General features: G+C 72.0%; 17 protein-coding genes. 8 read left to right on the forward strand and 9 right to left on the reverse strand.

What is annotated here, in order from left to right; genetic code table 11:
* From ACZ46W_RS26985 to ACZ46W_RS27010, 6 genes are all read right to left on the reverse strand, one after another.
* Positions 1-591, reverse strand: coding sequence for an ArsR/SmtB family transcription factor (locus tag ACZ46W_RS26985; RefSeq protein ID WP_468342540.1), 591 nt, complete (start codon positions 589-591; stop codon positions 1-3).
* Positions 592-690: 99 nt separating this feature from the next.
* Positions 691-1659, reverse strand: coding sequence for a glycine betaine ABC transporter substrate-binding protein (locus ACZ46W_RS26990; RefSeq protein ID WP_468342543.1), 969 nt, complete (start codon positions 1657-1659; stop codon positions 691-693).
* Positions 1659-2453, reverse strand: coding sequence for an ABC transporter permease (locus ACZ46W_RS26995; protein ID WP_468342546.1), 795 nt, complete (start codon positions 2451-2453; stop codon positions 1659-1661). Before ACZ46W_RS26995 ends, ACZ46W_RS26990 begins: the two co-directional genes overlap by 1 nt.
* On the reverse strand, positions 2450-3655 hold the full coding sequence (locus tag ACZ46W_RS27000; protein WP_468342549.1) for an ABC transporter ATP-binding protein: 1206 nt from the start codon (positions 3653-3655) through the stop codon (positions 2450-2452). Before ACZ46W_RS27000 ends, ACZ46W_RS26995 begins: the two co-directional genes overlap by 4 nt.
* Positions 3639-4295 (reverse strand): ABC transporter permease, encoded by a 657-nt coding sequence (locus ACZ46W_RS27005; RefSeq protein WP_468342552.1) that lies wholly within the window; start codon positions 4293-4295, stop codon positions 3639-3641. The genes ACZ46W_RS27000 and ACZ46W_RS27005 overlap by 17 nt, the downstream gene beginning before the upstream one ends.
* A 15-nt stretch (positions 4296-4310) precedes the next feature.
* Positions 4311-4781 (reverse strand): Lrp/AsnC family transcriptional regulator, encoded by a 471-nt coding sequence (locus ACZ46W_RS27010; protein ID WP_366131197.1) that lies wholly within the window; start codon positions 4779-4781, stop codon positions 4311-4313.
* Between the two features lie 121 nt (positions 4782-4902).
* Between ACZ46W_RS27010 and hppD the strand changes: the two genes are divergently transcribed.
* From hppD to nthA, 4 genes are all read left to right on the forward strand, one after another.
* On the forward strand, positions 4903-6048 hold the full coding sequence (gene hppD, locus ACZ46W_RS27015; RefSeq protein ID WP_468342556.1) for a 4-hydroxyphenylpyruvate dioxygenase: 1146 nt from the start codon (positions 4903-4905) through the stop codon (positions 6046-6048).
* A 181-nt stretch (positions 6049-6229) separates the two neighbouring features.
* Positions 6230-6511, forward strand: a complete 282-nt coding sequence (locus ACZ46W_RS27020) for a hypothetical protein (protein WP_468342559.1) — start codon at positions 6230-6232, stop codon at positions 6509-6511.
* Entirely contained in the window at positions 6504-6776 is a 273-nt protein-coding gene (locus ACZ46W_RS27025; RefSeq protein ID WP_468342561.1) for an SH3-like domain-containing protein, read from the forward strand. The genes ACZ46W_RS27020 and ACZ46W_RS27025 overlap by 8 nt, the downstream gene beginning before the upstream one ends.
* Positions 6773-7357 carry a nitrile hydratase subunit alpha gene (gene nthA / locus ACZ46W_RS27030; protein ID WP_468342564.1) on the forward strand — a complete coding sequence of 195 codons (585 nt, stop codon included), beginning with the start codon at positions 6773-6775 and terminating at the stop codon, positions 7355-7357. Before ACZ46W_RS27025 ends, nthA begins: the two co-directional genes overlap by 4 nt.
* 4 nt (positions 7358-7361) lie before the next feature.
* On the opposite strand, the gene ACZ46W_RS27035 is transcribed toward nthA, so the two are convergent.
* Positions 7362-8924 carry a tetratricopeptide repeat protein gene (locus ACZ46W_RS27035; RefSeq protein WP_468342567.1) on the reverse strand — a complete coding sequence of 521 codons (1563 nt, stop codon included), beginning with the start codon at positions 8922-8924 and terminating at the stop codon, positions 7362-7364.
* A gap of 97 nt (positions 8925-9021) precedes the next feature.
* Between ACZ46W_RS27035 and ACZ46W_RS27040 the strand changes: the two genes are divergently transcribed.
* Positions 9022-10401, forward strand: coding sequence for an FAD-binding oxidoreductase (locus ACZ46W_RS27040; protein ID WP_468342570.1), 1380 nt, complete (start codon positions 9022-9024; stop codon positions 10399-10401).
* A gap of 93 nt (positions 10402-10494) precedes the next feature.
* Positions 10495-10878 (forward strand): VOC family protein, encoded by a 384-nt coding sequence (locus ACZ46W_RS27045; protein WP_468342573.1) that lies wholly within the window; start codon positions 10495-10497, stop codon positions 10876-10878.
* Positions 10879-10886: 8 nt separating this feature from the next.
* Here ACZ46W_RS27045 and ACZ46W_RS27050 read toward each other — a convergent pair whose 3' ends face one another.
* On the reverse strand, positions 10887-11297 hold the full coding sequence (locus ACZ46W_RS27050; protein ID WP_468342576.1) for an SsgA family sporulation/cell division regulator: 411 nt from the start codon (positions 11295-11297) through the stop codon (positions 10887-10889).
* Between the two features lie 227 nt (positions 11298-11524).
* Between ACZ46W_RS27050 and ACZ46W_RS27055 the strand changes: the two genes are divergently transcribed.
* The gene (locus ACZ46W_RS27055; protein WP_468342579.1) at positions 11525-12883 is read left to right on the forward strand and encodes an RDD family protein; all 1359 of its coding nucleotides are present in this window, start codon (positions 11525-11527) and stop codon (positions 12881-12883) included.
* A gap of 55 nt (positions 12884-12938) precedes the next feature.
* Entirely contained in the window at positions 12939-13673 is a 735-nt protein-coding gene (locus ACZ46W_RS27060) for an RDD family protein (RefSeq protein ID WP_468342582.1), read from the forward strand.
* Here ACZ46W_RS27060 and ACZ46W_RS27065 read toward each other — a convergent pair.
* Positions 13659-13904 carry a hypothetical protein gene (locus ACZ46W_RS27065; protein ID WP_366131186.1) on the reverse strand — a complete coding sequence of 82 codons (246 nt, stop codon included), beginning with the start codon at positions 13902-13904 and terminating at the stop codon, positions 13659-13661. The genes ACZ46W_RS27060 and ACZ46W_RS27065 overlap by 15 nt on opposite strands.
* Positions 13905-13926 lie beyond the last annotated feature (22 nt).

Below are 13926 nucleotides of genomic sequence, written 5' to 3' on the forward strand. Positions count from 1 at the left end.
TCAGTCGTGCTGCTGCGGGAAGGCGTGCAGGTGGAGGCGGACCTTGGTGGCGTCCTCGGCCGGTTCGACGTCGCGGTAGCTGTTGATGAGCGCGTGCATCCTCTCGCTGAGCTCGCGCACCTGGAGCGGGCCGAGCCGCAGGGTGAAGTCGCTCAGGTCGGCGTTCCTGATCCACTCCGCCGGCCAGTCGCTCATCGTGCCGATCCAGGTGGACAGCTCCTGGCCGTGGATGGTGGCGATCTCGTGCATGAACACATTGACCGCGCCGCGCGTCTCGGGGTCCTGCTCGTCGAAGATCGACGCGTCCCAGGACGTGCCCTGGTGCACGGCCTGCCACCAGCGTTCGCGCCCCTTGCCCCGCTCGGGGGCGTCCTCGACGAAGCCGTGCGAGGCGAGCTGACGCAGGTGGTAGCTGGTGGCGCCGCTCGACTCGCCGAGGCGCTCGGCCAGTTGGGATGCGGTGGCGGGGCCGTGGTGGCGCAGGGCGGCGAGCAGCCGGATGCGCAGCGGATGGGCGAGGCCGCGGAGGGAGCGCGGGTCGAGCTGCCGGATCGCCGGCGCGCCGGTGTCGTTCTTCTCGGGCTCGGGCATACCCCCACCCTAGAGTTGCAAAGAACTCCTTGCAAGTACTTCTTTGCAATCAACCCTTTGCATCTTCCCTCTCCTTACCTCTCTCCTCACCCCGCCGCCTCACCGCGTCCTGATGAACCCCTGCTCCACCAGCCACTCCTTCGCCACCTCGTGCGGGTCCTCCCCACCCACGTCCACCCGCGCGTTCAGCTCCTGCGCCACCGCCGTGTTGAGCTTGGCGCTCAGCGGGTTCAGCAGCCCCGCGATGGCCGGGTACTTCTCGTACGTCGCCGAGTGCAGCGACGGCGCCGCGTTGTAGTTGGGGAAGAACCGCTTGTCGTCCGCGAGCGTGTCCAGGTCCATCGCCTTGATCCGGCCGTCCGTCGTGTACGCCTCGCCCAGCAGGCAGGTGTCCGACTTCGCCACCTGCGTGTAGATGATCCCGGCGTCCATCTTGCGGATGTTGGCGGCCGGGATGCTCATCCCGTACGCCTTCTGCATGCCCGGCAGCCCGTCCTCCCGGGACGCGAACTCGTTCTCCACGCACAGCGTCACCGCCGACGGGTCCTCGCGCGCCAGCGCGGCCACGTCCGACAGCGTGCGCAGCCGGTACTTGGCGTTGTTCCGCTTGTTGATGGCCAGCGTGTACGTGTTGTTGAGCGTGGACTGCGGCAGCCAGGTGACGCCGTTCGGCACATCCGCGTCCCGTACCGCCCGCCACTGCGCCTCGGGGTCGACGATCGGCTTCTGATGGCCCTGGTACGTGATCCACGCCGTGCCCGTGTACTCGTAGATCGCGTCCGCGTCGCCCTTGATGATCGCCTCGCGCCCGCTGATGGAACCGGGCAGGTTCGTCCGGTCCAGCACCTCCGCGCCCGCGGCCTTGAAGATCAGGCCGATCATGTGGCCGAGGATGATGTTCTCGCTGAAGTTCTTCGACGTGACCGTCAACGAGGCACCCTTGAGCGGCTGCCCGCGCCCCACCGAGCCCGGCAGCACGTCGTCGGCCATCGGCGAGCCGCTCTTCAGCCCGCAGCCGGACAGCGCCAGCACCAGACACACTCCCAGCCCCGCCCGCCCGCACCGCATCAGCCCGCCCCCAGCCCGCGTGGGGCCAGCGCCAGCTCGGCCAGCGACGCCAGCCAGTCGACGAACAGCGCCAGCACCACCGTCAGCACGGACCCCAGCACCAGTACCGCCATCCGCTGCGTCTGGATGCCCGAGGTGATGAGGTCGCCGAGCCCGCCACCACCGCCGAACGTCGCGAGCGTCGCCGTACCGACGTTGAGCACCAGCGCCGTGCGTACGCCCGCCAGGATCAGCGGTACGGCCAGGGGCAGTTCGACCCGCAGCAGCGTGCCCCACGCGGACATGCCGATGCCCCGGGCGGCCTCCACGAGCTGCGGGTCGATGGCCCGCAGGCCGGCCACCGTGTTGGCCAGCACCGGCAGCACGGCGTAGATCACCATGCCGACGATCGCTGTCGACGGCCCGATGCCCAGCCAGATCACCAGCAGCGCCAGCAGACCGATCGCCGGGGTCGCCTGGCCCACGTTCGCCACCGCCGTCGCGACCGGCGCCGCCCGGCTCACTCCCCGCCGGGTCAGGGCGATGCCGAGCGGGACGGCGATGAGCAGCACCCAGAAGGTGGAGACGGCCGTCAGTTGGACGTGCTGCCACAGCCGCAACTGCACGTTCCCGCCCGCCAGCGAGTTCTCGGCGATCGCGTCCAGCCGGGCGCCCGAGATCCAGACGTACGTCACCACCAGCACCACGGTCAGCACGGCCGGCACGGCCACCAGCCGCCGCCACGGAACGCGCCGCTTCGGCGTGCGCCGTACCGGAACGGGCTCCGTGTCCACCTCCTCCACCGGGGAGGTCACGACCCGCCCTCCAGCTCCACCTCGGTCTGGTGGTGGCGCAGTTGCTCCAGGTCGTGCTGGTGCTCGATCGCGGCCAGCCGGTCCGCCTCCAGCATCTCGTGCACCGAGTTCATCAGCGTCTCCATGTCGACGACCCCGATGTACTCGCCGCGCCGCCCCGTCACCGCCACCCGCCCCGCCGAGTCGATCAGCACCGCCTCCAGCGCGTCGTGCAGCGTCGCGTCCCGTGTCACCGTGTCGTGCACCAACTGCCCCGCCCGCGCCAGCGACCCCTTCGCCCGCATCAGGTCGCCGCGCCGCAGCCACTTGTACGGGCGCCGGCGCCGGTCCAGCATCAACAGCTCGTTGTGCAGCCCTCCGCGCAGCCGGTTGAAGATGGTCTGCAAGGGGTCGTCGACCGACACCGTCGGGAAGTCGGCGATCTCCACATCCCGTACGCGCGTGAGATTGAGCCGCTTCAGCGCGGCCCCCGCCCCCACGAACCCCGACACGAAGTCGTCCGCCGGGTTCGTCAGGATCGCCTCGGGCGTGTCGAACTGGGCGATGTGCGAGCGCTCGCGCAGCACCGCGATCCGGTCGCCGAGCTTGATCGCCTCGTCGAAGTCGTGCGTCACGAAGACGACGGTCTTGTGCAACTCGTGCTGCAACCGGATCAGCTCGTCCTGCAAATGGTCACGAGTGATCGGGTCCACGGCCCCGAACGGCTCGTCCATCAGCAGTACCGGCGGGTCCGCCGCCAGCGCCCTCGCGACCCCCACCCGCTGCTGCTGGCCGCCCGACAACTGACGCGGATACCGGCCGTGGAACTCCCTCGGATCGAGCCCCACCATGTCCAGCATCTCCTCGACCCGGTCGCGCACCCGCGCCTTCGACCAGCCCACCATCCTCGGTACGAGGGCGATGTTCTCCGCGACCGTCATGTGCGGGAACAGCCCCGAGGACTGGATGGCGTACCCGACCTTCCGCCTCAGCTTCACCGGATCGATCCGCGTCACGTCCTCGTCGTCGATCCGGATGCGCCCCGACGACGGCTCGATCAGCCGATTGATCATCTTCAGCGTCGTCGACTTCCCACACCCCGAGGGACCCACGAAGACCACCGTCTCGCCCGCCCGGATCTCCATCGAGACGTTGTCCACGGCCGGGCTCGGATTGCCCGGGTACCTCTTCGACAGGTTCTCCAGCTCAATGCTCGCGCCCACGGATCCCCCTCGGAATCGTCAGTCGCCCGAGCAGCACGTACGCGGCGTCGAAGAGCAGCGCCAGCACCACGATCCCCAGCGTCCCGGCCAGCACCTGGTTGATGGCGTTGGCGCTGCCCAGTGAGGCGATGCCACGGAAGATCTCATTGCCCAGCCCCGGCCCCGACGCGTACGCCGCGATCGCCGCGATGCCCATCAGCATCTGCGTGGACACCCGGATGCCGGCCAGGATCGGCGGCCACGCCAGCGGCAGCTCCACCCGCAGCAGCCGGGCGGCCTGGGACATCCCGATGCCCCTCGCGGCGTCCACCAGCGCCGGATCGACACCCCGCAGGCCCACGATCGCGTTGCGCACGACCGGCAGCAGCCCGTACAGCACCAGCGCGATCACCGTGGGCGCCACGCCGAGCCCCACCAGCGGGATCAGCAGACCGATCAGCGCCAGCGAGGGAATGGTCAGCACCGTCGCCGTGGAGGCGATGGCCAGGTTCCCCGCCCACCCGCTGCGGTACGTGACCAGGGCGATCGCCACGCCCAGCACCGTCGCGATCACCATGCACTGGAAAACGGCGCTGACGTGCTGCAACGCGTCCGTGAACAACTGCTGGTCCCTGGTGACCACGTACTCCCAGAAGCCCACGCGCGCTCCCTCGTCTCACTCCTCCGACGCGGCCTGCTCCACCAGCGGGATGATCCGCAGAGGCACGGGGTTCTCCATGACGATCGCCGTGGAGGCCCGCACGATGCCATCAAAACCGACAACCCGGTCGATCACCCGCTGAAGGTCCGCGTTGGACCTGGCCACCAGCCGGCACAGCATGTCCCCGTGGCCGGTCGTGGTGTGCAGCTCCAGCACCTCCGGCACCCCCGCCAAGTGCTCGCGCACATCGGCGCCTTGCCCCTGCTTGATCTCCAGCGTCGCGAAAGCCGTCACCGGGTACCCCAGGGCCGCCGGGTCCACATCGGGTCCGAACCCCCGGATGACTCCATTCGACTGAAGCCGGTCCAGCCGCGCCTGCACCGTGCCCCGCGCCACGCCCAGCCGGCGTGACGCCTCCAGAACCCCTATGCGCGGCTCACGCGCCAGCAGCGCGATGAGTCTGCCGTCCAGATGATCGATCGCCATGACGGCCCTCCAATGGTCACCCTGTACAGAACGCCCCACCACAGTGCCCAACCACTGGGCAGATTGACCAGCCTCCACACCAACTATTGCGCACCTTGCCAATCGGAGAGAGCCTGCCGCCATGACTGAGACCATCGATCACACCCCTGACACCGCCCGGCAGGCCGACCCCTTCCCGGTGAAGGGAATGGACGCGGTCGTCTTCGCCGTCGGCAACGCCAAGCAGGCCGCGCACTACTACTCCACGGCCTTCGGCATGAAGCTCGTCGCCTACTCCGGACCGGAGAACGGCAGCCGCGAGACCGCCAGTTACGTCCTGACGAACGGCGCCGCGCGCTTCGTGCTCACCTCCGTCATCAAGCCGTCCACCGACTGGGGCCGCTTCCTCGCCGAGCACGTCGCCGAGCACGGCGACGGCGTCATCGACCTCGCCATCGAGGTCCCGGACGCCCGCAAGGCGTACGCGTACGCCGTCGAGCACGGCGCGACCGGCATCACCGAGCCCTACGAGGTGAAGGACGAGCACGGCACGGTCGTCCTCGCCGCCATCGCGACGTACGGCAAGACCCGCCACACCCTCGTCGACCGCTCCGGCTACGACGGCCCGTACCTCCCCGGCTTCGTCACCGCCAAGCCGATGGTCGAGCCGCCCGCCAAGCGCACCTTCCAGGCCATCGACCACTGCGTGGGCAACGTCGAGCTCGGCAAGATGAACGAGTGGGTGACCTTCTACAACAAGGTCATGGGCTTCACCAACATGAAGGAGTTCGTCGGCGACGACATCGCCACCGAGTACTCCGCGCTCATGTCCAAGGTCGTCGCGGACGGCACCAAGAAGGTCAAGTTCCCGATCAACGAGCCCGCGATCGCGAAGAAGAAGTCGCAGATCGACGAGTACCTCGAGTTCTACAACGGCCCGGGCGTGCAGCACATCGCCCTCGCCACCAACGACATCGTCGCCACCGTGCGCACCATGCGCGCCGGCGGCGTCCAGTTCCTGGACGTCCCGGACTCGTACTACGACACGCTCGGCGAGTGGGTCGGCGACACGCGCGTGCCGATCGACGAGCTGCGCGAGCTGAAGATCCTCGCCGACCGCGACGAGGACGGCTACCTGCTCCAGATCTTCACCAAGCCGGTCCAGGACCGCCCGACGGTCTTCTTCGAGCTCATCGAGCGCCACGGCTCCATGGGCTTCGGCAAGGGCAACTTCAAGGCGCTCTTCGAAGCGATCGAGCGGGAGCAGGCCAAGCGCGGCAACCTGTAACCCTCCGCCCGGGTGCCGGTCCGGGCGCGGCCACCCGCCGGGCGCCCGGGCACCCGGCCCGGGCACCCGGCACCCGCCCGGTGCGCGGGTGCCCGGGGCGCGCCCGCCCGGCGTGGGGGGACGGGCGGGCGCGCGAGGATTACGCACACGAGGGTGGCCAGGGGCCGTTAGGGTGCCGGGCATGGCCAGGATCAACGATGTCGGCGGTATGGAGGGCTTCGGCCCCATCGACACCGCCGACGACGCCCAGCCCTTCCGCGCCGACTGGGAGGCCCGCGTCTTCGCCCTCAACCGGGCGCTGCTGGGCGCCGGCGTCTACAACCTCGACGAGTTCCGGGACGCCGTCGAGACGATGCCGCCCGCCGACTACCTCGCCGCCTCCTACTACGAGCGCTGGTTCCACGCCGTCCGCACGCTCCTCGAACGCAAGGGCGTGATCGAGGAGGGCGAGCTCGATGCGTGACCGGTTCCGGGCCGGGGACGCCGTGCGCACCGTCCACCACGACCCGCCGCACCACACCCGTCTCCCGCGCTACGCCCGCGGCAAGACCGGCACGGTCATCGAGCCGGAGGGCCGCGCCCCGCTCGCGGACGCCCGCGCCCAGGGCGTCGAGGACGCCCCGCTGGAACAGGTGTACGCCGTACGGTTCGCCGCCCGCGACCTGTGGGGGCAGGGCGACCACCACGTCGTACTCGACCTGTTCGAGAGCTATCTGGAGGACGCGTGACCGAGCACCACGACGCCGTGATCTCCCGCCGCGTACGCCGCCTGGAGACCCTCCTCCAGGAGCGCGGCGTCATCGCCGGCGAGGCGGTCGAAGAGGTCATCGACGCCTACCTCGCCGAGTCCGGCCCCGCGAACGGCGCCCGCGTCGTCGCCCGCGCCTGGACGGACCCGGCGTACCGCGAACGCCTCCTCGCCGACGGTACGGCCGCCGTCGCCGAGCTCGGCTACGCCGCCGGGGGCGTGCAGAAGCAGCGCCTCCGCGTCGTCGAGAACACCGAGCGGGTCCACAACGTGGTGGTCTGCACCCTCTGCTCCTGCTACCCGCTGCGCCTGCTCGGCCCGTCCCCGGGCTGGTACCGCAGCGAGGCCTACCGCGCCCGGGTGGTACGCGAACCTCGCGCCGTGCTCGCCGAGTTCGGGCTCCACCTTCCCACGTCCACCGCCGTCACGGTGTGGGACTCGACGTCCGAGACCCGCTACATGGTCCTGCCGCGCCGCCCGGAGGGCACGGAGGGGCTGGACGAGGACGCCCTGGCGGGCCTGGTCACCCGCAACGCGCTCATCGGCACCGCGGCACTGTGAGCGCTCACCGCCCGGGCGACGGCGAAGCGGAAGGCGCCGAGGCGGAGACCGACGGGGACGCACTCGGCGACGCCGTACCCTCCGGCCGCCGCGGCTTGCGCGACTGCGGCCGCTGACGCTCCGGATCGCGCGGGGGCGGCGACCAGACCCGCGACGACGCCGACGGGCGCGGCGCCTCCTCGCCGTACACGTCCTTCGGCCCGCCCTCCGGGGGCTCGCCCAGCGCGGCCAGTGCCTGGCGGGCCCTGGGCGCCAGCAGGGGGGAGAAGTCCGGGTTGATCCGGAGCGCCTCGGTGATGTGCCGGCGCGCCGGGCCCCACTGCCGCAGCTCCCGCTCGATCTGGCCCCGGTGGTACGCGAACAGCGCGCTGCGCAGGCCCGCCTCCGTGGCCCGCTTGGCGTACGGCAGCGCGTCCTCCGGCTGCCCCGCCCGGTACAGCGCCCAGCCCAGCGCGTCGGCGACGTGCACGGAACGGTGCCCCTTGGCCCACTCGGCGCGCAGCCGCTTGACGGCGGAGCCGGGGTCGGCGTGGTCCGTCTCGTAGCGGGCCAGCACGAGCGCCCCGTTCACTCCGTGCGTCCCCGCCTCCGTGGCCCGTACGCGCAGCATCTCGTACTGCGTGTGCGCGTCCCCGTCCAGGCCGAGCGACTCGTACAACTCGCCCGCCTCCAGCGCGTACTCGGGCAGCGGCAGCGCCTCCAGGGCGGCCCCGTAGTCGCGCAGCGCCTCGTCCGTGCGCCCCAGCGCGGCCAGCGCCCGCGCCCGCCCGGCCAGCGACGGGGCGTGGCCGGGCACGAGCCGCAGCGCCGGTTCGTAGGCGGCGAGGGCCTCGGCGGGCTCGCCGCGCTCCCACGCCAGGTCGCCCAGCCGCGCCAGGCACGCCGCCTTCTCGGCCGGCGTGGTGGCCATCGCCACCGCGTCGTGCGCGAGCGCCGAGGCGTCCTCGCGCCAGCCCCGGTCCCGGTACACCAGCGCCGCACGCGACAGCGCCGGTGCCCCGGCGCGCAGCGCCCGTAGCTTCTCCATCGCCCGCCCGGCCGACACGTAGTCCCCGAGCCCGCTGTAGGCGTCGACCAGCACGGCGTACGACTGCCAGCGCCGGGGCTTGTGCCCGCGCACCGCTTCGCCCCACTTCCGCGCCGCCGCGAAGTCCCCGCGGGCGTTGGCCAGGGCCGCCATGCCCAACTGGGCGTCGGTGTTGCCCTTCCCGGCCGGCAGGACGGCCAGGGACCGCTTCAGCGCCTTCTCCGCCCGTACGTACGAGGCGGTGTCACCGCTCCGGGCGCCCCGCTCCACGTACGCGGTGCCCAGCAGCGCCCACGAGGCGTCGTCGCCCGGGTGCGCGCGCAGCCACGACTCACGCTCGCCGATCAGCGCGGCCAGCTCGGGCAGCGACGCCTGCGTGCCGGTGTGCGCCGCCGAGACGGCCCGCGCGACGGCACCGGGCGCGGGCGCCGCCCCGCGCCCGTCTCCGAGGGCGCCCGGTACGAACAGGACGGCCGCGCCGGCCAGCACCGCGCCCGCGCCCACGCCCAGGACGATCTGAGGGACCCGTTCCGTCTTCATGGCGCCAACTGTGCGTCAATACGACGAGCACCCGGCGTACCCGAACCCGCCCCCTCGACGGGTTCACACCGATGGCCCCGGATGCCAGTCTGGGATCATGGACGACCTAGTGACCCGGCTCCACGAACGGCTGCGCGCCGGCCTGCCCGCGGAAGCCGTCCTCACCGATCCGGACGTCACCGCCTCCTACGCCCACGACATGGCGAGCTTCTGCGACGCCGGCGCACCCGCCGTGGTCGTCCTGCCCAGCACCGTCGAGCAGGTGCAGCACGTCATGCGCACGGCGACCGAACTGCGCGTCCCGGTCGTCCCGCAGGGCGCCCGCACGGGCCTGTCCGGCGCGGCGAACGCCTCCGACGGCTGCATCGTGCTCTCCCTCACCAGGATGGACCGCATCCTGGAGATCAGCCCGGTCGACCGGATCGCCGTCGTCGAACCAGGAGTCGTCAACGCCACGCTCTCCCGCGCCGTCGGCGAGCACGGCCTCTACTACCCTCCCGACCCGTCGAGCTGGGAGATGTGCACCATCGGCGGGAACATCGGCACCGCCTCCGGCGGCCTGTGCTGCGTCAAGTACGGGGTCACGGCGGAGTACGTCCTCGGCCTGGACGTCGTCCTCGCCGACGGCCGCCTGCTGTCCACCGGCCGCCGCACCGCCAAGGGCGTGGCCGGGTACGACCTGACCCGGCTGTTCGTCGGCTCGGAGGGCACGCTCGGCATCGTCGTGCGGGCCGTGCTGGCGCTGCGGCCGCAGCCGGCGCAACAGCTCGTGCTGGCCGCCGAGTTCCCCTCGGCGGCCGCCGCCTGCGACGCCGTGTGCGCGGTCATGGAGCGCGGCCACACGCCGTCGCTCCTCGAACTCATGGACCGTACGACCGTGCGGGCGGTCAACAGGCTGGGCCGGATGGGCCTGCCCGAGTCCACCGAGGCCCTGCTGCTCGCCGCGTTCGACAGCCCCGACCCCGCCGCCGACATGGCCGCCGTGGGCGAGCTGTGCACGGCCGCCGGGGCCACCCAGGTCGTACCGGCGGAAGACGCGGCCGAGTCCGAAATGCTGCTGAAGGCCCGCCGGATGTCGCTGACCGCCCTGGAGGCCGTCAAGTCCGCGACGATGATCGACGACGTGTGCGTACCGCGCTCGCGGCTCGCCGCGATGATCGACGGCACGGCCGCCATCGCCGCCAAGTACGGCCTGACCATCGGCGTCTGCGCGCACGCGGGCGACGGCAACACCCATCCCGTCGTCTGCTTCGACCACACCGACCCCGACGAATCGCGGCGCGCCCGTGAGTCGTTCGACGAGATCATGGCGCTCGGCCTGGAACTCGGCGGCACCATCACGGGGGAACACGGCGTCGGCGTACTGAAGAAGGAGTGGCTCGCCCGCGAACTCGGCCCGGTGGGGGTCGAGTTGCAGCGCGGCATCAAGCAGACCTTCGACCCGCTCGGCATCCTCAACCCCGGCAAGCTCTTCTGAGGGCGCGCCTGGGGCTTCCGCCCTAGGCCCCATGTCCGATGGTCCGGACGCGGCCGTCCGCATAGCGTGAAGGGGACCGATGAAGGAGGAGCAGTGCCCGCTCGTCTTGACCACACCATCGTCCGCAGCCGCGACCGGTTCGCCGCCGCCCGTTTCCTCACGGAACTGATCGACGCGCCCGAGCCGAAGCCCTTCGGCCCGTTCGCCAGCGTCCCGCTGGAGGGCGGCGTCACCCTGGACTACCTGGACGACGACGCGCCCCGGATCGTGCCGCAGCACCTCGCCTTCCTCGTCTCCGAGGAGGAGTTCGACGAGATCTTCGGCCGGATCCAGGAGCGCGAACTGCCGTACTGGGCGGACCCGCACCACCAGGACCCGCAGCGGATCAACCACCATTACGGTGGCCGTGGGGTGTACATCGACGACCCCGACGGCCACTCGATCGAATTCATCACGCACACGTACGTGACCGACTGACCGGGCCGTCACGCGAGCAGCTCGGCCAGCCCGTCGTCCAGGCCGAGCGCTTGCGACTCCGAGCCGGGCGGCACCACGTGCAGCGTCCGCTCCAGCCACGCGGACACCTGCGCCGCGGGGACCTCCAGCAGCGCGTCACCGTCCGGCGAGGACAGCGCCATCAGCACCACGGCCCGCCCGTCGAGCGTGGTGGGCCAGACCCGCACGTCGCCGTGGCCGCACGGCCGGAAGACCCCCTCGATCAGCAGCTCACGGGCGAAGGTCCAGTGCACGGGGTGGTCGGAGCCGATGTGGAAGGTGATGTGCACGGCGTACGGGTCGTCCGTGCGGTAGACGAGCCTGGCCGGGACGGGGACGCTGCGCTCGGGCGACAGCACCAGGCTGAGCTCCAGTTCGCGTTCGACGACGGTGTGCTGCATGGGACGGTTCCCTTCTCTCGGGTGCGGCCCTGGAGCGGGCCGCACGGATGAGAGGCGGTTCCGCGCCCGCCATTACGCGACTTCCGGCGACGGGTTTTCTCTTACTTTCCGTAACACACATGTGACCGGATCGTGGTCGTTGTGGACGGACCGGTCCGGGGGCGCTCGGCGGTCTGGTAGATGTGGTGCCTTGAATTGAGGCCTCGAGGAGATACGGGACCACGGTGATGAGCGCCCCAACCCCGGCAACCGGCGACGGCAGCCCCACGCCTGGCTACTACCCCGATCCGTCCATCCCCGGATATATCCGGTTCTGGAACGGCGCCGCCTGGGTGCCGGGGACGAGCCGCCCCGCGCCCAAGGACGGTGAGGCGATGCCGACGCCCCCGGCCTCGGCGGCCCCGGTGTCCGCCCCGGCGCCGTCCGCCCCGGCGACCCCCGCCGTGGAGGAGACCGGGCCGGTCTTCTTCGACGAGGAGGAGGCGGCCGCCGAGGCCCGGCCCGAGCCGGAGCCCGCGTCCGCGTGGCAGGCGGACGCCTCGCGTCAGACCGGGTTCGGCGGCGACCGCGACCGCCGGGTCTCCTGGGGCGCCGAGGCGGGCCAGGACCCGCGCCTCCCGGCCGCCGGCGCCGCCGACCCGACGGGCGGCGCGCTGCCCGGCGTACGGAAGGTGGAGCCCGAGCCCGCGAAGGCGGCGGCCCCGGAGGGCACGGTCACCATCCGCGCGGTCAAGCCGCAGGCGAAGGCGAAGCCCGAGCAGCCCGCCGACGGCACGATGACCATCCGCGCCCTCAAGCCGGACGCCGCCCCGCGCACCCCGCAGGTCCCGGCCCAGCCGCAGCCGGCCGCCCCGGCCCCGCAGCCCGGGCCCGCCACGGCCGCCGCCACGCCCGCCCCCGCGCCCGCCACGGCCCCCGCCGCGCCCGTCACCCACGGCCCCGGTGGTGGCGCCGCGTCCTGGGCGCAGCAGGTGCACCAGCTCGCCCAGCCGGAGCAGCAGCCCCACCCGCAGGCGCACCCGCAGGCGCAGGTCCAGCAGCCCGTCCTGCCGTGGAAGCCCCCGGTCAACGACCCGTTCCTGGCCGCCGCCCAGGCTCAGGCCGCCGCCCGCCCCGCCGCCCTCGGCAAGCGGTTCGTGGCCCGGCTGATCGACACCCTGGTCCTCGGGGCGGCCGCCGGCGCCGTCGCCGTGCCGTTCGTCATCAAGGCGCTCGACCACATCGACGGCAAGATCGAGCAGGCCAAGCAGTCCGGCGAGACGGTCACGGTCTGGCTCCTGGACGGCACGACCTCGACGTACTTCGGCATCGCGCTGGCCGCCCTGCTGGTGCTGGGCGTGCTGTACGAGGCGCTGCCGACCGCCAAGTGGGGCCGTACGCTCGGCAAGCGGCTGATGGGCCTGGAGGTGCGGGACATCGAGTCGCACGAGCCCCCGCCGTTCGGCGCGGCGCTGCGGCGCTGGCTGGTCTACGGGGTGCTCGGCGTCCTGGTGATCGGCGTGGTCAACGTCCTGTGGGCCCTGATCGACCGGCCGTGGCGCCAGTGCTGGCACGACAAGGCGGCCCACACCTTCGTGGCCGGGTAGCCCGAACGGCCGGTGATCCGTTGCGGGGCCCCGCCGTGCGGGATGCACTGCCCCCATGAGCAACGAGCCACCCGAGGACGACCCGTTCCGCAAGAAGCCGCAGGACGACGGCTCCCAGCCGCCGCCCGCACCGCCGCCTCCCCCTTCGGGCGGCGGCGGTCCGTACGGGGGACAGGGCCCCTACGGCGGAGGCGGGCCCTACGACGGCGGTCCGGGCGGAGGGCCGCCCGGGGGCGGTCCCTACGGCGGCGGTCCCGGCGGCGGCCCTTACGGTGGCGGTCCCTACGGCTACGGCGGGGCCGATCCGCTGGCGGGGATGCCGCCGCTGGCCGATTCGGGCAGGCGCGTCCTGGCCCGGCTGATCGACTGGGTCATCATCGTCGTACCGCTGGCCCTCATCGGCATCCCGTTCGACATCTACACCAGGGTGACCGACCAGGACGAGCTGGCCGAGGTGTGGCAGAACACCAACGACGGCGGGCAGTGGGTCTTCCAGCTCATCGCGATCGTGGCGTACGTGGCCTACGACACCCTCATGACCGCGAAGCGGAACGGACAGACCATCGGCAAGCGGCTGATGGGCATGCGGGTGGCGATGCTCAACGACGGCAGCGTGCCGAACATGAACGCCGCGCTGACCCGGGCGGGCGTGCTGTGGCTGCCGCAGTTGATCTGCTGTCCCTGCCTGTGGCCGTTGCTCCTGCTGATCCTCATCCTGGTCGACAAGCCGTACAAGCAGGGCCTGCACGACAAGGCGGCCAGGACCGTCGTCGTGTCAACGACGCAGTGAGTGCTCCCTGGGCCGCGCCGGGGCGGCCGCACGCGCGTCCTGGTGCGCCGCGCGCCGTGCGGCCGGCAGCGGCAGTGTCATCGCGACCAGCAGGCCGAGTGCGAGCGCGGCCACCCCGATCATCGCGACACCCAGTCCGGTGGTGGTGCGGGACATCAGCAGCATGGCGACGGTCGCGAAGACGACGGTGGCCGAACCGTAGGCGAGCTGTGCGGCGGTCGGACGCGGCATGGCGGGTTCCGTCCTCGAAGCA

This window comes from Streptomyces sp. NPDC031064, from assembly GCF_055570965.1.